Annotated in this window: 22 protein-coding genes and 1 pseudogene; 13 read left to right on the forward strand and 10 right to left on the reverse strand. The window is 66.9% G+C overall.

Going from position 1 to position 19678, the window contains the following annotated elements; all coding sequences use genetic code 11:
- Window positions 1-22 precede the first annotated feature (22 nt).
- Entirely contained in the window at window positions 23-304 is a 282-nt protein-coding gene (locus JOF56_RS42855; RefSeq protein WP_209645294.1) for a poly(ethylene terephthalate) hydrolase family protein, read from the forward strand.
- 16 nt (window positions 305-320) lie between these two features.
- Here JOF56_RS42855 and JOF56_RS42860 read toward each other — a convergent pair whose 3' ends face one another.
- The gene (locus JOF56_RS42860; protein ID WP_209645295.1) at window positions 321-938 is read right to left on the reverse strand and encodes a TetR/AcrR family transcriptional regulator; all 618 of its coding nucleotides are present in this window, start codon (window positions 936-938) and stop codon (window positions 321-323) included.
- An 80-nt stretch (window positions 939-1018) separates the two neighbouring features.
- Between JOF56_RS42860 and JOF56_RS42865 the strand changes: the two genes are divergently transcribed.
- From JOF56_RS42865 to JOF56_RS42875, 3 genes are read left to right on the forward strand one after another with little or no spacing between them, the layout of a single operon-like run.
- Window positions 1019-2056 (forward strand): Gfo/Idh/MocA family protein, encoded by a 1038-nt coding sequence (locus tag JOF56_RS42865; RefSeq protein ID WP_209645296.1) that lies wholly within the window; start codon window positions 1019-1021, stop codon window positions 2054-2056.
- Window positions 2053-2823, forward strand: coding sequence for a hypothetical protein (locus JOF56_RS42870; RefSeq protein ID WP_209645297.1), 771 nt, complete (start codon window positions 2053-2055; stop codon window positions 2821-2823). Before JOF56_RS42865 ends, JOF56_RS42870 begins: the two co-directional genes overlap by 4 nt.
- 10 nt (window positions 2824-2833) lie before the next feature.
- Window positions 2834-3880, forward strand: coding sequence for a Gfo/Idh/MocA family protein (locus JOF56_RS42875; protein WP_307855509.1), 1047 nt, complete (start codon window positions 2834-2836; stop codon window positions 3878-3880).
- A 22-nt stretch (window positions 3881-3902) separates the two neighbouring features.
- Here JOF56_RS42875 and JOF56_RS60890 read toward each other — a convergent pair whose 3' ends face one another.
- Window positions 3903-4091, reverse strand: a complete 189-nt coding sequence (locus JOF56_RS60890) for a HAMP domain-containing histidine kinase (RefSeq protein WP_209645298.1) — start codon at window positions 4089-4091, stop codon at window positions 3903-3905.
- A gap of 421 nt (window positions 4092-4512) precedes the next feature.
- Here JOF56_RS60890 and JOF56_RS58690 point away from each other — a divergent pair.
- Window positions 4513-5058, forward strand: a pseudogene (locus tag JOF56_RS58690) (ABC transporter permease); the annotation flags it as partial.
- Window positions 5059-5259: 201 nt separating this feature from the next.
- Window positions 5260-8490, forward strand: a complete 3231-nt coding sequence (locus JOF56_RS42890) for a family 78 glycoside hydrolase catalytic domain (protein ID WP_245378624.1) — start codon at window positions 5260-5262, stop codon at window positions 8488-8490.
- A gap of 29 nt (window positions 8491-8519) precedes the next feature.
- Here JOF56_RS42890 and JOF56_RS42895 read toward each other — a convergent pair whose 3' ends face one another.
- From JOF56_RS42895 to JOF56_RS58695, 3 genes are all read right to left on the reverse strand, one after another.
- On the reverse strand, window positions 8520-9641 hold the full coding sequence (locus JOF56_RS42895; protein ID WP_209645300.1) for an FAD-dependent oxidoreductase: 1122 nt from the start codon (window positions 9639-9641) through the stop codon (window positions 8520-8522).
- 62 nt (window positions 9642-9703) lie between these two features.
- Window positions 9704-10108, reverse strand: a complete 405-nt coding sequence (locus JOF56_RS42900) for a MarR family winged helix-turn-helix transcriptional regulator (protein WP_209645301.1) — start codon at window positions 10106-10108, stop codon at window positions 9704-9706.
- Between the two features lie 123 nt (window positions 10109-10231).
- The gene (locus JOF56_RS58695; protein ID WP_245381308.1) at window positions 10232-10642 is read right to left on the reverse strand and encodes a hypothetical protein; all 411 of its coding nucleotides are present in this window, start codon (window positions 10640-10642) and stop codon (window positions 10232-10234) included.
- Here JOF56_RS58695 and JOF56_RS58700 point away from each other — a divergent pair.
- The 5 genes from JOF56_RS58700 (at window position 10580) to JOF56_RS42925 (ending at window position 13636) form a co-directional block, all read left to right on the forward strand.
- The gene (locus tag JOF56_RS58700; protein ID WP_307855510.1) at window positions 10580-10813 is read left to right on the forward strand and encodes a cytochrome P450; all 234 of its coding nucleotides are present in this window, start codon (window positions 10580-10582) and stop codon (window positions 10811-10813) included. The genes JOF56_RS58695 and JOF56_RS58700 overlap by 63 nt on opposite strands.
- Before the next feature lie 633 nt (window positions 10814-11446).
- The gene (locus tag JOF56_RS42910) at window positions 11447-12277 is read left to right on the forward strand and encodes a hypothetical protein (RefSeq protein ID WP_209645302.1); all 831 of its coding nucleotides are present in this window, start codon (window positions 11447-11449) and stop codon (window positions 12275-12277) included.
- On the forward strand, window positions 12267-12635 hold the full coding sequence (locus tag JOF56_RS42915; RefSeq protein WP_209645303.1) for a roadblock/LC7 domain-containing protein: 369 nt from the start codon (window positions 12267-12269) through the stop codon (window positions 12633-12635). Before JOF56_RS42910 ends, JOF56_RS42915 begins: the two co-directional genes overlap by 11 nt.
- Before the next feature lie 29 nt (window positions 12636-12664).
- Window positions 12665-13099 carry a hypothetical protein gene (locus JOF56_RS42920; RefSeq protein ID WP_307855511.1) on the forward strand — a complete coding sequence of 145 codons (435 nt, stop codon included), beginning with the start codon at window positions 12665-12667 and terminating at the stop codon, window positions 13097-13099.
- 165 nt (window positions 13100-13264) lie between these two features.
- On the forward strand, window positions 13265-13636 hold the full coding sequence (locus tag JOF56_RS42925) for a protein kinase family protein (protein WP_209645304.1): 372 nt from the start codon (window positions 13265-13267) through the stop codon (window positions 13634-13636).
- A 162-nt stretch (window positions 13637-13798) separates the two neighbouring features.
- Here the strand turns inward: JOF56_RS42925 and JOF56_RS42930 are convergent, their stop codons facing one another.
- Both JOF56_RS42930 and JOF56_RS42935 read right to left on the reverse strand, forming a co-directional pair.
- On the reverse strand, window positions 13799-14518 hold the full coding sequence (locus JOF56_RS42930; protein WP_209645305.1) for a DinB family protein: 720 nt from the start codon (window positions 14516-14518) through the stop codon (window positions 13799-13801).
- 56 nt (window positions 14519-14574) lie between these two features.
- Window positions 14575-15210, reverse strand: coding sequence for an Lrp/AsnC family transcriptional regulator (locus JOF56_RS42935; protein WP_307855512.1), 636 nt, complete (start codon window positions 15208-15210; stop codon window positions 14575-14577).
- On the opposite strand from JOF56_RS42935, the gene JOF56_RS42940 reads away from it, so the two are divergent.
- Window positions 15199-15762 (forward strand): pyridoxal-phosphate dependent enzyme, encoded by a 564-nt coding sequence (locus JOF56_RS42940; RefSeq protein WP_307855513.1) that lies wholly within the window; start codon window positions 15199-15201, stop codon window positions 15760-15762. The two genes, JOF56_RS42935 and JOF56_RS42940, sit on opposite strands and share 12 nt — an antisense overlap.
- Before the next feature lie 117 nt (window positions 15763-15879).
- On the opposite strand, the gene JOF56_RS42945 is transcribed toward JOF56_RS42940, so the two are convergent.
- Window positions 15880-16590 carry a TetR/AcrR family transcriptional regulator gene (locus tag JOF56_RS42945; RefSeq protein ID WP_307855514.1) on the reverse strand — a complete coding sequence of 237 codons (711 nt, stop codon included), beginning with the start codon at window positions 16588-16590 and terminating at the stop codon, window positions 15880-15882.
- A gap of 94 nt (window positions 16591-16684) precedes the next feature.
- Between JOF56_RS42945 and JOF56_RS42950 the strand changes: the two genes are divergently transcribed.
- Window positions 16685-17731 carry an amidohydrolase family protein gene (locus tag JOF56_RS42950; RefSeq protein WP_209645308.1) on the forward strand — a complete coding sequence of 349 codons (1047 nt, stop codon included), beginning with the start codon at window positions 16685-16687 and terminating at the stop codon, window positions 17729-17731.
- Between the two features lie 94 nt (window positions 17732-17825).
- Here the strand turns inward: JOF56_RS42950 and JOF56_RS42955 are convergent, their stop codons facing one another.
- Window positions 17826-18635 (reverse strand): SDR family oxidoreductase, encoded by an 810-nt coding sequence (locus JOF56_RS42955; protein ID WP_209645309.1) that lies wholly within the window; start codon window positions 18633-18635, stop codon window positions 17826-17828.
- A 155-nt stretch (window positions 18636-18790) separates the two neighbouring features.
- The gene (locus JOF56_RS42960; RefSeq protein ID WP_209645310.1) at window positions 18791-19672 is read right to left on the reverse strand and encodes an SDR family oxidoreductase; all 882 of its coding nucleotides are present in this window, start codon (window positions 19670-19672) and stop codon (window positions 18791-18793) included.
- Window positions 19673-19678: the final 6 nt, after the last annotated feature.

The following is a 19678-nucleotide window of genomic DNA, read 5'->3' on the forward strand; positions in this document are numbered from 1 at the left end:
CTCACACCGTGAGCTCGGTGAAGTGCGCCCCCTGGCGAAGGTGACCGGTGATTTCGCCGATGCCGGCGACCAGCAGGCAGGCGGCCGCGAGTTCCTTCCGTACTACACCTCGCTGGGCGGGCCGAAGTCCTATCTGGAGCTTGCCGGTGCGGTCCATTCGTTCCCCACCACGGTCAATCCCACAGTCTCCCGAGCGATTGTGGCCTTCTTCAAGCGCTTCGTCAGTGGTGACAACCGGTTCAGCCCGTTCGTCTGCGGCTACGCCGGGCGCGCAGTCTCCGACTTCCGCAGCACAACCTGCTGAAACGCGCCCTCGATGGCTAGGGCCCCGCTTTCCAGCGGTCGAGTGTGGCGGCGAGATGCTGGTCGAACAGGCCGACGAGGTCCACACCGGGATCGAGCAGCCACTGGATCTCCAGCCCGTCCATGACCGCGCACAGGTATCGGACCTCGGCCTCCGCCTGCGACCGGGTGACCGGTGCCACCTCACCGGCGTCGGCCGCCGTCACGAGTCGTGCCACCAGCGTCGCCACGAGGTCCGCGTAGCGATTCTGGATGAAGGCCCGCGCCGGATGATCGTCATGCGTGGCCTCCCCCGTGAGCCGGACGAACAGTTCGAGCAGGCCCCGGTTCCTGGTGTGGTAGCGCATCACCTCGCCCAGCCGCTCGAACACCGCCAGGCCGGTCTCCCCCTCCTCGGTGAGGGCGGTGGTCTGCCCTGCCCACCATTCGAGGACCGCGGCGAGCAGGTCCTCCTTGCGCTCGAAGTGCCGCAACAGGGCGGCCGCGGAGATCCCGGCATCGGCGGCGATCTGCCGCAACGACGCGCCGTCGTAGCCACGCGCGGCGAAGGCCTCGGCCGCGGCGGCGACGATCTGCTGACGCCGCTTGATCCCGGTCCGGTAAGGCCCGCGCGTGGTGGGTTGCACTCCGCTCATCGCCACCTCCTCTTGCCCTAAAAGCTAACACGTGTGTACAGTTCGCCAACTGTAAATACGTGTTCACTGTTGAGGTGTCTATGACGGGTAACGGAGCCCTGGGCATCGGCTTGATCGGCGCGGGACCGGTCGCTCAGGCGATTCACGTTCCACACCTGGCCGCGTTGAGTGACCGGCTACACGTCGCGCACGTCATGGACGTCGACGCCGAGACAGCCGAGACCGTCGCGTCGTGGCTTGGCCCTGAAACCCGGCACGGCACGTCCATGGAGGCACTCCTTGCCGACGACGCGGTGGATGTGGTCGCCATCTGCAGTCCTCACGCCTTCCACGTCGAGCAGGCGGAATCGGCGATCCGCGCGGGCGTGCGGGCCGTTCTCGTGGAGAAACCACTCGCCACCACCACCGAGGATGCCGAGCGGCTGGCAGCCGTGGCCCGGGAACACGGCGTGCCGGTGATCGTCGGCGCGATGCACACCTACGACCCCGCCTATCTCGAGGCATCCCGGCACTGGGGCGATCTTCCCGACACCGCACGGCATATCCGGTCGGTGATCCAGCTCCCCGCCAACGCCAGGTTCGCCGGCCTGGCGACACAACTGCTCTCCGCACCAGGCGGGCCGCCACCCCGGGATCTCAGCGACCCCACGCAACGCAGCGCCGCGATTCATGGCACCCTGCTCGGGCTCGCCATCCACGACATTCCCCTGCTGCGCCGTTTCCTGCCACAGATCGAGGGAGTCGATTCGGCGGGCGCGCTGTCCCCGTTCGGATACCGCGTCATCGCGCACGGGCCTGACGGCCGGACCGCTGAGCTGATCGGGCATATCGGCACGTCCTGGCGTCCGGAGTGGACATTCGAGGTCTGGGGCACCGATACCTCGCTGCGAGTCGAGTTCCCGCCGTCCTACGTCCGCGCCGGTTCCGCGCTGGCGTCGATCGGCACCCGCACGTTCGGACCGTATGTCCACAATGGATACGACGGAGAGTGGCTGCACCTGGCGGATCTCGCGACGGGCGCGGCAGCGCCTCGCTACCCGTTCGACGAGCTGGTCGCCGATCTCGTGTATGCCAACGATCTCGCTTCTCGCGCGGCCAAGATGGGAGCTGCCGCATGACTCTCACTGTCACCCTCGACGCGGACCACGACACGCCCGCCATGCACGCGGTACTCGCGAGTCTGCCGCAGTGGCTGCGTGCGACGTCGGACAACCCGGACATCCGCACCGTCGCGGGCAACAACCCGGACTGGCCGGAACGCCTGCGCGCCGCCATCACGTCCGCACCGCGTGCCGTCCTGCTGACCGAGCCTGCGCCCGCCGACGCGCAGGTTGTGTCCGAACTGGCCGACATGGCACAGGTTCCGGTCGTGATCGCCACCCCATGGGCCCTCAACCCCGCCGCCCTGAGCGCTGCGGATCGCGTCCGGGCAGCCGTGTCCGGCGCGGCGCTCGTGGAACTGTTCGCGGCGCGGGATGTGCCACCCGCCACCAGCCTGCTCGCGCAGCTCGGCCTGGTACGGGTCGCGGCCGGTGAGATCTCGATGCTCCACGTGGCCCGGTTGGACGAGCGGGGATATACGGCCACTGCCCGGATCGCGGGTGTGCCGGCGCAACTCACGGGTGTGCGGACCACCGCGGGCACCGACGTGCGGATGATCCTGCGCGGCCTCGCGGAGGAGTGGCAGCTGCGCTTCGGCGACCCCGCGCTCGCCCTGCCCGCGTCAGTGACCAGGATCGACGACTCCGGCGAGACCCTTCTGCCCACCCATTACGAGACCGCGCAACGCGCTGCCTGGCGCGCTGTGCACGCCGCGGCTGTCGAAGGCGTTCACCCGCGCTACACCCTGCGCGACCTCGCAGCCGACCTGACGCTTCTCGACTAAGGAAATTCCTGTGCCGCTACCAGCCGAACTGCCAGCACCCCGGATGTTCACCCGCGACAGCGCACCCTCACTGCGTTGGGGAATCCTCGCACCAGGGAACATAGCGGCCGCGTTCACCAGGTCCGTGCTGACCCACACCGACCAGCGAGTGGTGGCCGTCGGCTCCCGCTCGATCGAACGCGCCTCCTCGTTCAGTGCGACCTTCGCCATCGAGTCCGCCTACGGGTCCTACGAGCAACTCGTCGCGGACCCCCAGGTCGACGTCGTCTACATCGCGGCACCGGCCAGCGAGCACCTCGCACTGGCGTTGCTCGCGATCAACGCGGGAAAACCGGTCCTCGTCGAGAAACCGTTCACCACCTCCGCACAGGACGCTCGTATTCTCGCCGCAGCGGCCCGCGAGCGAGGTGTCTTCGCGATGGAGGCGATGTGGACCCGCTACCTGCCACAGTTCGACGTCGTCCGGCAACTGATCGCCGACGGGGTGCTCGGCCGGGTCGAGTCGTTGCTCGCCGACCACGGACAGGCCATCGCGCGGGATCCGGCCCATCGGCTGTACCGCCCGGAACTGGGCGGCGGCGCCCTTTTCGATCTGGGGATCTATCCCGTCGCACTCAGTTCGGAGCTGCTGGGGTGCCCTTCCCGCGTCACGGCTGCCGGTGCCATGACCACCACCGGTGTCGACGCCTACGCGACGATCGCACTGGAGCACCCAGGAAACCGGCACGCCACGATCAGCACCGGACTCCTCACCCGCACACCCATCACGGCCGCCATCGGCGGCAGCGAGGCCCGCATCGAGATCGCCACCCCGTTCTTCACCCCGACCTCGATCACCCTCGCCGACAACACCATGTTCGGCGAGAGGGTCACCTGGTCCGACCCCACCGTCATGCGCGGCCTGGAAGGTCTGAGCTGGCAGGCGACGGCCGCCGCCAGCTACATCACCGACGGCCGCACCGAGTCACCGCTACACACACTCACCGAAACCATAAGCATCCTGGAAACCCTCGAGGAGGCCAGGCGGCAAGTCGAAAGCCAGGGACTGCCAGATTGATGACCACGCGCGGCAATCCGGTTCATTCACCCGGGGATTGCCTGAACGGCAGTCGAAGCGTGAACGTCGTCGCTTCCCCAGGTCGGCTCGCTGCGGTCACTGTGCCGTTGTGCGCGTGCGTGAGCTGCCGCACGATTGCCCAGACCGAGGCCGCTACCACCGGTTTGCCTGCTGCGTGACTTGTCCGCGCGCCAGAAGCGGTCGAACACATGGGCAGGTCGGTCTCTTCGATGCCGGTGCCTGTATCGCGTGAGCAGGATTGTCAATGCCAGTACGACGACTGCGAGCATGACGATCCGCGTGATGTTGCCGCCGGACAATTCGAATCCGGGAGTCACCTGCACACCGGACGGGTTGCTCACGAACAACAATGCCGCAGGCGCAACGTACGGCCGCAGCAGCTCGCGTCGGCTGGTGTCCACGCACGCACTGGCGACTTGTGCGTTGCCGCCGACACTGGTGGTGGTGAAGTCGAGACTGATCTTCACCGGCGGCATGCCTTGCCGGCTCAGGCATTCGTTCACCTTCGTGGCGAGCCGTGCGATGGCCTGCTCCTCGGTCGGCGTCGGCGACTCCACTGGGATCAGGCCGCATTTCCACGGCAGGATGGCATCCTGCGAGCCACCGGCGGGATGGGCTTCGACGGCCATCCGACCACGATCTACCTCAAGGCAACGGAATCGGCAATCGAAGCCGTCCGATCCGTACTCCCAGCGACTGTGAATCCCCAACGACCGGACGCGGTACAGGTATCCAGGCCGTCTGACGCACTGGCGGCCAAGCGCCTTACCGAAGCGGGCCTGTCCGCGCTGTTCCTGGCCTTGCCCGGGGTCGCGCTGCTGGTCGGCGGTATCGGGGTGGCGAACACCATGGTCGTGTCCGTCCTGGAACGACGCAAGGAGATCGGGCTGCGGCGTGCGCTGGGCGCCAGCCGTAACCAGATCCGTGGCCAGTTCCTCACCGAGTCGGTCGCGTTGGCCGGACTCGGCGGCAACGCGGGAGTGCTGATCGGTATCACGGCCACCGTGGGATATGCCGCCCGCCAGGATTGCCCCGTCATCATTCCCGTCCAGGCTGTCACAGGCGGGTTGGGCGGCGCACTGCTCATTGGCATCCTGGTAGGTGTCTACCCCGCGATTCGCGCCGCCCGTCTGTCCCCAACCGAAGCACTCGCTTGAGCCGTCCGACGTACGGAACGGGGATCTCGGCCGTCGCTCCGGACGTGTCCCCTGAAGTTCCGGAACGCCGCGCACCGGTCCAGACCATTGCACCACCCCCGGCCGGAACGCTAAACTTGAATGAGTTGAATCGTTTCAACGTCCGGGTACTGCCAGGGCAGGAACAACGAATGTTCCTGTGTACGCGAGAGCGGAGCACGCATGTCCGGTCACCGCCCTGCCCAAATCGTGGTCGTTCTCTTGCTCTCGCAGTTGTTGATGCTGCCCGCGGGCCTGTTCTCGTCCGCCTTCGCCGCCGACGGCCTCACGGTCCATGACCTGCGAGTGGGCAACACCGCTAATCCGTTGGCCGTTGACGATCCCCGCCCGGCGCTGAGCTGGCGACTGCGGTCGGGAACCCGGGGCGATCGGCAGACCGCCTATCGGATCCTCGTCGCCAGCAGGCCGGAGATTCTGGCCAGGAAACGTGGGGACGTCTGGGACAGCGGCAAGGTCACCAGCCCTGACTCGGTCGCGATTGCTTATGGCGGACCGGATCTGACGCCCGCGCGCCGGTACTACTGGAGTGTTCAAGCCTGGGACATGAACGGCCGTCCCTCCGGCCTGGCGCCGACGGCATGGTGGGAGACGGGCCTGTCCGGGGCAGCGGACTGGGCGGGCGCGCAGTGGATCACTCCGGACACCGGCAACGCCTACTCCTGGCAGGACTTCACACTGGATGCCGACTTCATGATAAAGTCCGGCGCCGCGGGCATCCTGTTACGGGCCAAGGATTCCGACACCTTTGCCATGTGGCAGGTCAACGCGGTGACCACGCCCGGCAAGGTGACGCTACGGCCGCACACCAAGATCCAAGGCTCGTTCTCGCTGCTCGGCGAGGTCGACCTGAGCCCGGTGATCACGCCGTCGAACGTGACCGCGACCCACCACATCCGGCTACGGGCCCAGGCCGGCACGGTCACCACCTGGATCGACGGAACCCAGGTCGACACACGCAGCCTGGGCATACCCGGCCCCGGCACGATCGGGTTCCGGTCTTCGACCAGCCAGGGTGTCAGCGAGATCGCGCAGTACGACAACATCGTCATTCGCGACCTGGCAGGCAGGATCCTGTTCTCCGACGACTTCTCGATCTCGCCCGATCCCCGGTTCCCCGGCGTGCCGATCACCGACGGCCGCCTGGAACCACGCGGAGACCCGACGCTCCTTGCGACCGAGCCCGATGCCCCCTTGCTGCGTAAGGAGTTCGTCCTTGACAAACCAGTCGCCACCGCCCGCGCCGATGTCTACGGCCTTGGGTTCTACGAACTACGTCTCAACGGCGGCAAAGTAGGCGACCACGCTCTCTCCCCTGCCAGCACTCCTTACGAAAAAAGGAATCTCTACGACACCTACGACATCACAACGCTGCTGAAGCAAGGACCCAACGCGGCCGGCATGTGGCTCGGCAACGGCTACGGCCCACGTTTCAGCCCATACGGATTCCGTTGGCATGGCCCGAAACAGGCAATCGTCCTGCTGGCCGTGACATACACCGACGGCACTCGCCAGACGATCACCACCGGCGACTCCTGGCGATGGTCGGACAGTCCCATCACCAGCAACGACATCTACAACGGCGAAAACTACGACGCCCGGCTGCGTCAGCCAGGCTGGGACAGTCCGGGATTCGACGATTCGTCCTGGCACTCCGTCCGGACCACGACGGCCCCGAGCCCGGTACTCGCCGCCAACTCCGCACCACCAATCCGCGTAGTGCAGACCCTCAAGGCCACAGCCCTGACGCAACCACGCCCCGGTGTGTACGTCTACGACTTCGGGCAGAACATCGCAGGCTGGCCACGACTGCGAGTCGCCGGGCCGGCCGGGGCGACCGCACGCATGCGGACAGCCGAAGAGCTCGACGCGAACGGAATGCTGGACACGGCCACGAACCGGAACGCCGCGTCCACCGATTCGTACACTTTAGACGGTACTGCGGGCGTCCAGACCTATGAACCGCGCTTCACCTACCACGGTTTCCGTTACCTCGAAGTCACCGGCTACCCGGGGACCCCGGACCTCGACAGCGTGACCGGCCTGGTGGCCCGCGCGGATGTCGCCGCCACCGGGAGAATCGAGACCTCCGACCCGCTGCTGAACCGGATCTGGCAGAACAACCGCTGGGCCATGCTGAACAACTCCATGAGCCTGCCCACCGACACCCCGGTCCGTGACGAACGGACTCCGCCAGGTATGGACGTTCAGGCCTATCACGCCGCCGCCATCCGCGACTTCGGCATGGAACGGTTCTACGCCAAGTACATGCAGGACCTGCCACCGGGAACCGCACTGCCCAATGACGCCCACAACGCCCAGCAGCCCGACATGGGCGGTGGTTCAGTGTCGCTGGCATGGTCGCTGTACGAGCAGTACGGCGACCTGTCGCTGCTCGCCAGGAGCTACCCGGCGATGAAGGCGTTCGTGAACGCCAACGCCGCCGCTTACCCGGGCCTCATCTGGCCGGACGACAAAGGCTTCGGGGACTGGTGCCCGCCGGTCCACGGCCCGGATGCCAACAACGGCCAGGGAAGCCCGAGCGCAGGCGAGTGCTTCAGCGAGCGATCACTGGTCAACACAGCACTGTCCTACCGCCAGGCCTCCGACACCGCCAAAGCGGCCGCGGCACTGGGCATGCAGGACGACGCGACCCGCTTCCGGCAGCTGTCGTCCTCGATCGCGCAAGCGTTCAACGCCCGCTTCCTTGACCGCACTGGAACTACCTATGGCAGCGGGCGGCAAGTCACCGCCGTGCTTCCGCTCGCTTTCGGCATGGTCCCGGAAGACCGGATCCTCGCAGTAGGCGCCCGCCTCGCGGAAACGGTTCTGGGCAAGGACAAAGGGCACCTCGACACCGGCATATTCGGCACCCGGTACCTGGTCGACGCACTCGCCCGGGCCGGACGCATCGACGTGGCCAGGACCGTCCTCGGCCAGACGACCTATCCCGGATTCGGTTACCAGATCAGCCGCGGAGCCACCACACCATGGGAACAGTGGACGTACGAGTCCAATATGGAGACTCACGACCACGCGATGTTCGCCGGTGTCAACGCCACCCTGTACACCCAGCTCGGCGGCATCACCCCAGCATCACCAGGCTACGCGTCGATCAACATAGAACCGCAGGTCCCTGCCGGACTCACCCGTCTCTCGGCATCGATCGACACGGTACGCGGCACCGTGGTCTCCTCCTGGACCAACGACACGTGCACGTTCGACCTGACGGTCAGCGTGCCGGTCAACGCGACAGCCACGGTATCCGTCCCCTCGTTCGGTGCCACAAAGGTCCGTGCGGCGGCAGGTGCCACCAAACTGCCTGGCAGCTCGACAGCGCAACAGTATTCCGTCGGTTCAGGAAGCTGGCAGTTCACCGCTGAACGCTGTGTCTGAGAAGGCCCGGCTCATGGACTCGGCTTGTGTCAGGTGAGCATGTCGATCAGGCTCTGGACCGCGTTGCCGGCGGACAGGTTTTCGTAGAGCTCCGCGGCCTCGATGGCGACCTTGGTGCTGCGGGGAAACATGGCCTGCTCGTAGTCGGTGAGGGCGGCTTCGGTGTCGTCGGGGTGCGCGGCGAGCGCTTTGCCGAGTTCGGCGCCGTCGTACATGGCCAGGTTGGCGCCTTCACCATTCGGGGCTGCGAGGTGCGCGGCGTCGCCGAGCAGGGTCACCCCCGGTACCCGGTCCCATCGGTGCTCGATCGGCAGAGCGTAGTGGGGGCGCAGGACCGGCGCGGTGTCTGCGTCGGCGATCAGCGCGGTGAGTTCCGGTGCCCAGCCGTCGAACTCCTGCGCGATCCGCGCGGTGGCCGCGGCGGAATCGGTGAAATCGATGGTGGCGAACCACTCCAGCGGCTCGGTGAGCGTGACGTAGGTGTGCAGGGTGTCGCCGCTCTCGCGGTGAGCCTGGATCCCCTTGCCCGGCAGGGGCCCGTCCGCGCCCATCGAACCGCCACCGACCGCTTCCGCGGCGGCGGGGTGGCGGGTGTCGGCGTCGAAGAGATAGGTCTCGACGAACGATATGCCGGTGTATCCGGGTATGGCGTCGGTGAGCAGCGGCCGGACCCGTGACCACGCGCCGTCCGCGCCGACCAGCAGGGTCGTGACAACAGTGGCGCCGTCGGCGAAGGTCACCTCGTGGCGGCCCTCGCCGAGGGAACGGATGCTGCTGACCTTGTGTCCCCAATGGACGGTGCCGGGCGGGAGGGAGTCGAGCAGCATCTGCCGTAGCTCACCGCGTTGCACCTCGGGGCGTCCTCCCGTACCGTCGTCGGCTTTGTCGAACAGGACAGTCCCGTTCCAGTCGAGGAGCCGCATCGCCTGGCGGCCCTGAAGGATGAGGGCGCGGAATTCCTCCATCAGATCGGCGGCCTGCACGGCCAGTTGGCCGTTGTAGTCATGGATGTCGAGCATCCCGCCCTGCGCACGCGCCGCTGGGGAGGCCTCCGCCTCGTAGATCGTGGACGGGATGCCGTGGACGTGCAGGACGCGGGCAAGGGTGAGGCCGCCGAGTCCGGCGCCGATGATCGTGACGGGAGTGGGCATGGTCGCTCCTGTTCCGGGCAGGTTCGAGCGCGCGCCAGCGCAGGGATGTTCTGGGTGCGCGGCTACGACCGGGTCGGTTGCGGCAGTTCCGCGGTGATCTTCGTGAGCAGGGCGTGCAGGGTGGCCCGCTCGGACTGGTCCAACGGAGCCAGGATCGCCTCGTCGGCGGCGGCCATCGCGGTGTCGAGCCCGGCGACGAGTTCGATGCCGGCCGGTGTCGCGTAAACGCGTTTGCTGCGCTCGTTGCCGCCCTCCGTACGGCGCTCGACGAGGCCGCGGCGTTCGAGCCCCTGCAGCAGGCCCGAGACGCTCGCCGCGGTCGTGTGGGTCATCTGCGCGATGTCGCGCTGGATCGCACCGGGGCTCCGGATCAGGCAGCCGAGCACGAAGGCCTGCTCGAAGCTGAGCTCACGGGCCCGGATCCAGTCCTCGCCGGCCTTGCGCTGAGCCCATACGACCCAACGCATCAGCTCGAAGCTGCGGTTCCGCGTGCTCTTCGACGCATCCACACTTAGGAACCTAACTGTATGGATCCTAACTGTCAATGTCCGAACTGATCGGCGTGACCGGGTGTGCCGAGGTAAGCGCGTTCACTGAACGTGCCGACTGAGCGACAGCTCGGCGAGCACAGCGCCGGCTTCCCGCTGGAGCAGGGCCAGGAGCTCGTCGACGTGCTCGGCACGGGTCAGCACGCTGTTGATGTTGATCCGCAGGACGCGCCTCCCGCGCAGCACGGTGGTGGCCGGCCAGGCCCGGCCGCCTCGCTCGATCCGCTGCTGCAGTCGTTGCTGCACCTCGTCCTGCACCGGGCCGGGAGCGTCACGCAGCTCAGCGGGCAGAAACCGCGTGCAGCACACCGCGGTCTGCACCTCACCCAGCACCTCAAAGTCCTCCATTGTGGACAGTTGGGTGGCGAGGCCAACCGAGACCCTGAATTCGTGGCGCGACCCGAACAGCTCGACCTGAGCCGTGCCGCCCAGCCGCACCTGGCGTTCGGCCACGGTGCACACCGTTGCCTGGGCGCGGCGTTGGCCCGCCTGCAGATACGAATCGCGATACCCGCATTGCTGCAACGGTTTCCGAACCTTGCCTTGGCAACTCCTGCCGAGAATATCCGGTTTCGTGCTGAGACCGTGGTATACGGCGTCGCGGATCTGCCCATCACCTGGTGACCGCCCCCGCCAAGCGGTCCGCTGACCGAGATGGATCGCTCTCACCTCGCCGGCTGTATCGACGATGATCGGGACATGTCCACCGAGGAGGCGACTTCGTTCGCCGCGGCCGTCGCACGCCGGGCCGAGGCTCGGCCGGATGACGAGGTCGTGCGACTGGCCGGGTCGCCTGGGTGGACCGCCGCGGCCCTGCTCGCCGCCTTCGGCCCCGAGCGGCCGGACTGCCCCACGCACAGCGTCCGCGCCCGGTCTGTCGCATCAGCAACCGGCCGCCATTCGCGATCGTCTCCAGCACACATAAATCAGAAAAACTCACATTCGTCCGCCATAGAAATGATCACCCTGAACTGCACTTTCGCATGATTGTTACATAAAGGAGACTGCTTCACTCGATCGTGTGGAGTTCACCCTGACCGCCCATCATCAACGGGCGAGAAGTAATAATGACCGTGCCTCTCGCAGCCCGAGAGAAAACCCTGATTGGGTGACCAGTTCACCCCGGAAGCTCGTTTCCGTCAACCCCCATTTCACACGGAGTAACCTCTGTTACGAGATTACCGAGCCGCGTTCGACCTCCTCGCGCACGCGTTGGAGCAGTGCCACACGGATCGAGTCACCGGAGTACTGCGCATTGTGGGCAATCCGGGTGGCCTGTTCCACATGTGCGACGGCGCGGTGACTGCGGTGGACACTCCCGGCTCGCCCGGAGCCGAGGCATTGTTGCTGTGCTCAGGCCGGATCAGTGAACAGGATTGGACCGCGGCACTGCGCGAGGGCGCTGGGACGCGGCCCCCGCAAACGGAGCTCGTCACGCTCGGGATTATCGGATCGACCGAGCTTCAGGTCGTTGCCCTGACAGCGATACAAGACGGAGCATTCGCTGTCGCATCCGGCGAGATCGAGGGTTACGTCGTCGACGACGAAGACAAACCCACCGATGTTCTGTTGCCGGCACCGAACCGCGTCACGCCGGATGTCCTGATGACAGAAACAGCTCGCCGCCTGGACGCACTCGCCTCACTACCGTTCCCCGTGTCGCCATTTCAGGAACGCGTGGTGCCGGCACGCGGAACTGAACTTCCCATCCTGCCCGGCAGACGGCAAGAGATCATTGCTCACGCCACCGGCAGGCGAACGGCGAGGGATATCGCCTTCGTGATAGGCCGGAGCGTCTACCCGATCACTGCCGAGATCTCCCGCATGCTCAGCGACGGCTCGCTTGAACTGGCACCACCCAGACCGCTGGTCACTGCTTTCCGCTGGAGCGCCACCTCATTGCGCCCCCGGCGAGAACCAGCGCCACCCATCGAGAGTGACGACGACCAGGTTGACCAGTTACCCGCTCGCCTGCCGGGCCCGAGCGCCACGACTGATTCCCCGGACAACCAGAGGGCGCCAGGACACCGCGCCCTGTCCCGGCTGTCCCGCATCTTCGGAACCGAAAGGAAGCATATTGGACCATGACGCACTCGCGGCAGAACTGCAGAAGCTTCGACAGGAAGTCGCCGGAGTAACCGATACGGTACTGGCCGCGGCGGACGGAATTCCGATTCTCGCCGATGCGGCCGAGTACATCGACCCCGCGAACATCTCCGCGCTCGCCGCCGCCGATCTCGGAATCGCCCGCCAGGCCGCCGAGCTGACCGGCCAGGGCACGCTCCGCCAGACTGTCGTGTACAGCAGTGAGGGCTACATGGCCGTGTACGCCATCGGTCGCATGGCGCTGATGGTCGTGCTGGGCGACAAAGGACTGAACGTCGGACGCCTGCTCTACGAATCCCAGCCCGTGATCGAGCGGATCGGCACGATCCTGGCCTCATAGCACATCAATCGACAGACGAGAGAAGGGTAGTGAACACCATCGGCAACAATCAACACGCAATGGCCGACCAGCTGGTCTCGATGGCGAAGAGATTGCGCCACGAAGTACCCGCGTGCCTGGCCACCGGTGTGGTCGACATGGCAACCGGAATGCTGCTGACCTACGAGACCACCGACAGCCATCCGCCGGAGGTCCTCGACATGCTGGCGGGCGCGACGCTCGATCTCTTTCAGGGCCGCACCGTCACGATGATCGAGGATATCTTCAAAGAGCGCCGCGGCATCACCAGCTCGGAGCACTATTTCCAAGAAGTCCTGGTGAACAGCACGAACCTGACGCACCTGTTCGTCCGCAACAATGTGAACGACGACGTGGTGGTGGTCGTGGTGTGCCCCAAGTCGGTGAACATCGGAATGCTCTTCGCCTCCGTCAGGCGCGTGGTCAAAGAGCATGGCACCTTCTAGGTGCCACGGACACCGACTTCGAACATGGCCGCAGCACGTCCTCGCCTCTGGTTCCTTTCGCGTCGCCGGCGCCACCCAAGCGGAGATATACCCGGACAAAGTCCAGACACCGAACAATCGGCCACACCGTCTCACTCATCCCCAGACACAAGGAATTCGCGTTCGATGAACATCGATACTGCACTGAAGGAAGCAATGTCCATCGCCGGTGCTGTCGGCGTCGCACTGGTCGACTACGACAGTGGAATGTCGCTCGGTACCAGCGGCGGAGGTGACTGGCTGAACCTGGACATCGCGGCGGCGGGCAACACCGAAGTGGTCCGGTCGAAACTCCGGGTGATGTCCGCACTCGCGCTCAACGACAACATCGAGGACATCCTCATCACCCTGCACCGTCAGTACCACCTGATCCGGCTCATGGACTCCGTGAAATCCAGGACTTCCCTGTTTCTGTACCTGGTACTGGAAAGAGAGCGCGCCAACCTCGCACTGGCCCGCCACTACCTCAAGCAGATCGAGTCCGACCTGGTCGTATAAGTGGTAGTCGCCTGGGCCGAAGCCGCGGCGCCCGGCGGATAACGCCGAGCCGGACACTGTGCTTCACCGACGGGGCCCGCGTTTCATGCGGCAATCGCCACAACCGGGCCCCACCCACGCCTGCGGTTTGATTCGGCCCATCGGCCGGGGCGCCGAATGCCCCTACTCAGCGTCCTGTGCCTCGATCAGGTGGAGGTCGCGGACGCAGAAGCCGTGGTGCTCGAAGGTCTCGTTGAGCACCGTGCGGAGGCACTGCCGCACCGAGCGGCCCCGGGCGTACGGCGGCCAGACATCATCGTCGGGCACCGGCGCTTGCGCTGCGAGCTGCGCAGCGGTGACCTCGTCGAGCCAGGCCTCGAGCTCGGCGGCCTGTGCTTCACGCACGCTCACGATCTCGTCGAGGGCCGGATCGAGCGAGAGTTCAAGCCCGTGCGCTGCACGGTAGGGCTCGACGGCCGGCCCGATGCCCATCGGCGTGAACAGCTCTGTCGAGCCCAGGCAGCAGCGGCGGAACCACGAGTCGTGGACGAAGACCAGGTGGCGCATCGTCTGCACCGCCGACCACTCGTCGTTCACGCTGCGGCGCTCGATGCCGGGCGTACGGCGGATTCTCTCGATCGTGGCGGCCCAGCCGGCATGGAGCTGACGCGCTGCCTCACGCAGATCGGCAGGGTCCTCGGAACGGATCAGCACCCGCACCGGATGACGCCGGTCGAGCTCTGCCTCGACGTACTCGGTGACCTCGACACCGTTCACCACAAGGTTGGTGACGAGCCCGTCGATCACCGCATCCTGCATGACAACGCCGATCAGACGTGCCCCGGTCAGATCACACTCGCGGAACTCCGCACCGTGCAGGTCCTCATCGACATACCGCGTCATGCTCCGCATATTAGGCCCGAGCACCGACAAGCCATCCTCACCTGAAGTAGATGAGATCACTCATTGCCCGCGGATGTGGACTGGTCATCGGCCAGTAGCGGCACGGAACGTACCGACCTTCCCTCTGTGTCGAGGATACGGCCCAGCAGTTTGATCGTGCGCAGAACCACCGAACGGTCCTGCACGCGCAGAGCGGGCAGCACATGGCTCATCTTGCGTTCGAGATCGTGAGCCTCGGCGGCCGACCTGAGCCAGGCGTCGATGACGACGTTGTACGGCCCGGCCACCAGGCTGGCCGCTCGGATCCCTGGCAGTGTACGGATCCGCCCCTCGACGTCCTCGATGTCGCGGACGTCGATCGATCCGAAGTAGACGGCGGCGACAGCTTGACCTGACAGGCGACGGGAGGTGTCGCATCGGAAGGTGACGAGCCCGGCGCCCTCCAGGCGGGTCAGCCTGCGCCGGACGGCGACGGGACCCAGGCCCGCGTGTTCGGCGAGCCGCTCGAACGACATCCGTCCGTCGGTGTTCAGCGCGCGGATGATGCGATGGTCCACGGCCGTCAGGCCCGCTTCTTGCTCCTGGCGGTTCTTGGCACGGGTGTGCAGACGGCGGCGCTGTTCCAGATCCAGTGCGCCTTCCCGCCACCGGCTGGCTTCCAGGGTCGCCCGGGTCGCGAGATGGCTGCGCACGCCGCTGATCCCCGGGACCTCACCTTCATCCCGCCCTACGACCACCCACATGTGATCGCCGGCCAGGGCACCGCCGCACTCGAGCTCCTGACCGACACCGGACCGCTGGACCTGCTCGTCGTCCCCGTCGGCGGCGGCGGACTGATCGCGGGCTGCGCCATCACCGCCACCGCGCTGAACCCCGGCATCCGGGTAGTCGGCGTCGAACCGGCCGCCGGCAACGACACCCAACGCTCCCTGGCAGCAGAACACCGCGTCACCATCGACGTGCCACACACCATCGCCGACGGCCAGACCGTGACCACACCAGGCGAACTAACCTTCAGCATCAACCAGCACCTGGTCGAGACCATCGCCACGGTCACCGACGACGAGATCCGCCACGCCATGCGCTTCGCCTTCGACCGCCTGAAAACCGTCATCGAACCGAGTGGCGCCACCGGCCTGGCAGCTCTGCTCACCGGACGCGTGACGCACCTGCCCCCACGCGTCGGCGTTGTGATCTCTGGCGGCAACGTCGACACCGAACACCTCGCCGGACCACATGAATGAGGCCGACAATGCGACCCGGATGTCCGGAGAGGCCGAGCTCGACCGTGTGCGAAAGCCTGTGGCCGTGTGCCCGACTTCCCCGGCTGGAGATGCGTCTGCCGTGGAGGTCAAGTCCTCTTAGCGGTCTGCGGTCAGGCGATCGAGCCATTCGCCGAGCAGGTGTTGTTCGGCGTTGCTGAGCGTTGTCTGTTCGGGCAGCAGGGCACGCAGTGCCCGGGCGGCGCCGGCGGGGCCTGCGTCGCGTACGGCGGGTTTGTCGAGGGTGACGGCAGAGATCATCGCTTCGCGCATGGCGGTGAGCAGGGCGGGGTCGCGTCGATCGTCAGGCAGCGACAGCCAGGTGAGCACGGCTCCGCGGGCGGTCGCATGGATGAGGGAAGCTGCGAGGTCCTCGTCGACGCGCAGCCGGCCGCTGGCGGCGAGGCGGTGGATGCGACCGAGCAGGATCTTCATGCCGGCTTGGAAGGCGGCTGAGTTCGTACCGCGCCTCGGCTCGCCGTACATCAGCGCGTACAGCCCGGGATTGGCGAGTCCGAACTCCACGGCGAGGTCCCAGCCCGCGCGCAGGTCCTCGACGGGATCCTGGGGACGGGCGTCAGCGTGTTTGGCCGCGAGGAATGTGGCGTAGCCGTGCTCGGCCACCGCGTCGAGCAGCCCGTCCTTGTCACCGAACAAGCGATAGATCGTGGGCGCTTGCACCCCGGCGGCGGCCGCGACCGCCCGGGTGGTGACCGCCTCACGTCCCTCGTGGGCGAGCAAGTCCGCCGCTGCCTCGACGATCCGCTGCCGGGAGACCTCACGCACCGCGACCTCTGCACCATCAGCCACATATCAAAGATAACAGAAAGTTGCTTCCATCGATGTATCCGATGATACGCTTCACTGAGTAACATCGGAAACGCCAGGTGGAGGAGTTGCTGACATGCGTATCGTCGGCCTTGAGGAACACGTGGTCCTGCCGGTTCTGCTCGACGCGTGGACGAGAGCAGGCGTGCAGCCGCACCGTTACGGTGACGACCACCCGGTCACACAACGGCTGCGTGACGTCGGCGAACGACGTCTCACCGACATGGACGACCAGGGCATCGACGTCGCGGTGCTGTCGCTGGCCTCACCGGGCGTACAGAACCTCGCGGCCGCCGACGCCGTGAGCGTCGCCCGCGAGGCCAACGACGCGCTCGCCGAGATCGTCGACGCCAACCCGCTGCGGTTCCAGGCATTCGCGGCCATCCCGACGTCCTCACCCAACTCCGCCGCGGCGGAGTTGGAGCGCGCGGTCACCCGACTCGGCTTCCCCGGCGCGATGCTCTACGGCCGCACCGGCGACAAACTGGCCGACGCACCAGAATTCGACGACCTCTACGCCACCGCCGAACGGCTTCGCGTCCCACTGCACTTCCACCCCCAGGCCCCGGTGCGGGCGGTCCACGAGGCGTACTACTCGGGACTGCCCAACGGCGTGGGCGCGGTGCTGGCGACCGCCGGGCTGGGCTGGTACTACGACCTCGGCGTGCAGTACCTGCGGATGATCTTCTCCGGGGTGTTCGACCGCCATCCCGAACTACAGGTGATCGCCGGACACTGGGGCGAGGTCATCCTGTTCTACCTCGATCACGTCGGCATCCTGCAGGACATGGCCGAGCTGCAGCGACCGCTGGCCGACTACTTCCGCCAGAACTTCTGGGTGGCCGGCAGCGGCACAGTCAGCGAGCGCTACCTACGCTGGACAGCCGAGGTCGTCGGGACCGACCGCATGCTCTACTCGACTGACTACCCGTACACCTTCGGTACACGCCCCGGCGGCTTCCCCTACCTGGATACCAGCGGCGGCACCGCCAGGTCCTTCCTCGAGAACGCGCCCTTCACCGAGCAAGAGAAAGCCGCCATCGGATCCGGCAACTGGGAACGATTGACCAGCCACCCCAATCCACCCGAGCAAAACCGGGCCGCCGCAAGCCGAACGTCCTGACATGCCGACGAGACGGCAAGAAGAGTGATCAGCCAAGGGTTGTCTCGTCATCACCCGGAGTCGACACCAACCCGGTAACGGGTGAAACTCGAGTTCAGCGGAAGTCGTCGGCATGACCGACGGTCCATTGGGCGTGGGTGTGCGCTGGCGCGCCGGTGATCTTTTCGACGATGGTGGAGGTCAGGGCAGGGACCCCGGAGGCGGCGGCCCACTGGCTCACGATCGCCTCGGCCACGACCGGATGCATTGTCCTGCCGACTTCTGCGCGAGCCTGCTCGTCGGAGATGTGGTCGACCTGGCGTTGCAGGGTCAGGGACTCGGCCCCGTAGATGGTGTAGGTCTGGTGCGAGTGGCCCGGTTCGGTCAGGGCGGCCACCGCAAGCGCTGCGATGTCCTTCTCGTGCACCGGTGCCGACTGTGCCAGTGGATAGGGCAGGCGGACGACGTTGTCGGTGCGGATCGAGTCGGCCCACCAGGTGCGGGTGTTGGCGGCGAAGCTTTCCGGCCTGAGGAACGTCCAGTCCATACCGGACCGTTGGATGGCCTGCTCGATCGTGCGGTTCAGGAGGGGGACCGGGTGGACGGCATCGGGGTCCAGCACCGACACCGACGAGAGCAGAACCACCTGCCGGATCCCCGCGGCCGCAGCCGTCGCAACGACCTTCTCGATGTCGTAGGGCCGCTGGGGGCTGAGCATCCCGTAGAGGAACATCTTGTCGGCACCGTCGAGGACCGCAGGCAGCGTCTCGGGGCGATCCAGGTCGGCACGGACAGCGTCCAGCCCTGGTGTCAAGCCCGCGGCTGGGGTTCTACTGACTGCTCTGGCCTGCTCGCCGGCGGCCAGCAGGCCATCGGCCACGTGCCGGCCCACGTTACCTCGAGCGCCGAAGACAACTACCACCATGACGAGACCCCCTGTTGTTGTGCACGTGAATTGCCGCGTAGTCGGCGCTGCCAGTGGAAACCCGCTTCTGCACGGGGATATCGACGGCGCCGGACCGTCGTCACGCGGCTGGCGGTCCGGCGGCAGCGGGCCCACCCCATGTTCCGGGCTGCCGGTCAGGGCTGGATGTTCTCCAGGTCCTCCAGCAGGCTGGGGTGCTTCGGCTCCCAGCCGAGTGCCTGCCGAGTGTGGGTGCTGGACGAGGGCTGGTCAGCCGCGAAGATGACGCCGAGGGGGCCGTAGGTCTCCACCGGCACGGACTCGACCGGCAGGCCCAGCCGCCTGCCGATGACGGCCGCGATGTCACGCACCTGGTCACCCTCGTCGCCCACGGCATGCCAGACGGTGCCGGCTTGCGCCTGCTCCAGGGCGAGCCGGAAGAGGACTGCGGCGTCGAGGGCATGCACGGCCGGCCAGCGCTGCGTGCCGTCGCCCGGGTAGCCGGACACTCCGCTCTGCCGCGCGATCCCGGTCAGCACACCGGCGAACCCGCCCGTGCCCTCGTTGTGGACGGTCCGCGGCAGGCGGACGGCCGAGCTCCGGACCCCGCGCGAGGCGAGGCCCAGGACTCCCGTGACCGCACGGCCGCGACCACCGACCGGCCCCTCGACCGGAGTCGAGTCGGCTTCGGTGGAGGCGCGGCCCGGCACGGCGGGCGTGCCGGAGCAGGCGACGAAGGGACGGTCGCTGCCGACGAGTGCCTCGCCGAGGGTGGCGAGGGCGGCGCTTTCCTCGGCGACCGCGGTGGCCAGGGCTTCGGGGCTGCTGAAGTCGTTGGCGAAGGCCAGGTGGATCACGCCGTCGGCCTGAGCGGCGCCGGCGCGCAGGACGTCCAGATCGGCCAGACCTCCCCGGATCGGCTCGGCGCCGGCCGCCGAGGCGGCCTGCGCGGAGGCGTCGGAGCGGGCGAGCGCGAGGACGGTGTGGCCGTTGCCGAGCAGCTCGGCGACGACGGCGGGCCCGATCAGACCGGTGCCGCCGGTGATGAAGACGCGCATGGAACT

The organism is Kibdelosporangium banguiense (genome assembly GCF_017876405.1).
GTDB classification, from domain to species: domain Bacteria; phylum Actinomycetota; class Actinomycetes; order Mycobacteriales; family Pseudonocardiaceae; genus Kibdelosporangium; species Kibdelosporangium banguiense.

Excerpts from the sequence above, each read along its gene's own strand:
- JOF56_RS42860 (WP_209645295.1), bottom strand. The coding sequence starts at position 938 with ATGAGCGGAGTGCAACCCACCACGCGCGGGCCTTACCGGACCGGGATC.
- JOF56_RS42865 (WP_209645296.1), top strand. The coding sequence starts at position 1,019 with ATGACGGGTAACGGAGCCCTGGGCATCGGCTTGATCGGCGCGGGACCG.
- JOF56_RS42870 (WP_209645297.1), top strand. The coding sequence starts at position 2,053 with ATGACTCTCACTGTCACCCTCGACGCGGACCACGACACGCCCGCCATG.
- JOF56_RS60890 (WP_209645298.1), bottom strand. The coding sequence starts at position 4,091 with ATGTGTTCGACCGCTTCTGGCGCGCGGACAAGTCACGCAGCAGGCAAA.
- JOF56_RS42890 (WP_245378624.1), top strand. The coding sequence starts at position 5,260 with ATGTCCGGTCACCGCCCTGCCCAAATCGTGGTCGTTCTCTTGCTCTCG.
- JOF56_RS42895 (WP_209645300.1), bottom strand. The coding sequence starts at position 9,641 with ATGCCCACTCCCGTCACGATCATCGGCGCCGGACTCGGCGGCCTCACC.
- JOF56_RS42900 (WP_209645301.1), bottom strand. The coding sequence starts at position 10,108 with ATGCGTTGGGTCGTATGGGCTCAGCGCAAGGCCGGCGAGGACTGGATC.
- JOF56_RS42925 (WP_209645304.1), top strand. The coding sequence starts at position 13,265 with ATGAACATCGATACTGCACTGAAGGAAGCAATGTCCATCGCCGGTGCT.
- JOF56_RS42930 (WP_209645305.1), bottom strand. The coding sequence starts at position 14,518 with ATGACGCGGTATGTCGATGAGGACCTGCACGGTGCGGAGTTCCGCGAG.
- JOF56_RS42940 (WP_307855513.1), top strand. The coding sequence starts at position 15,199 with ATGGCTGCGCACGCCGCTGATCCCCGGGACCTCACCTTCATCCCGCCC.
- JOF56_RS42950 (WP_209645308.1), top strand. The coding sequence starts at position 16,685 with ATGCGTATCGTCGGCCTTGAGGAACACGTGGTCCTGCCGGTTCTGCTC.
- JOF56_RS42955 (WP_209645309.1), bottom strand. The coding sequence starts at position 18,635 with ATGGTGGTAGTTGTCTTCGGCGCTCGAGGTAACGTGGGCCGGCACGTG.
- JOF56_RS42960 (WP_209645310.1), bottom strand. The coding sequence starts at position 19,672 with ATGCGCGTCTTCATCACCGGCGGCACCGGTCTGATCGGGCCCGCCGTC.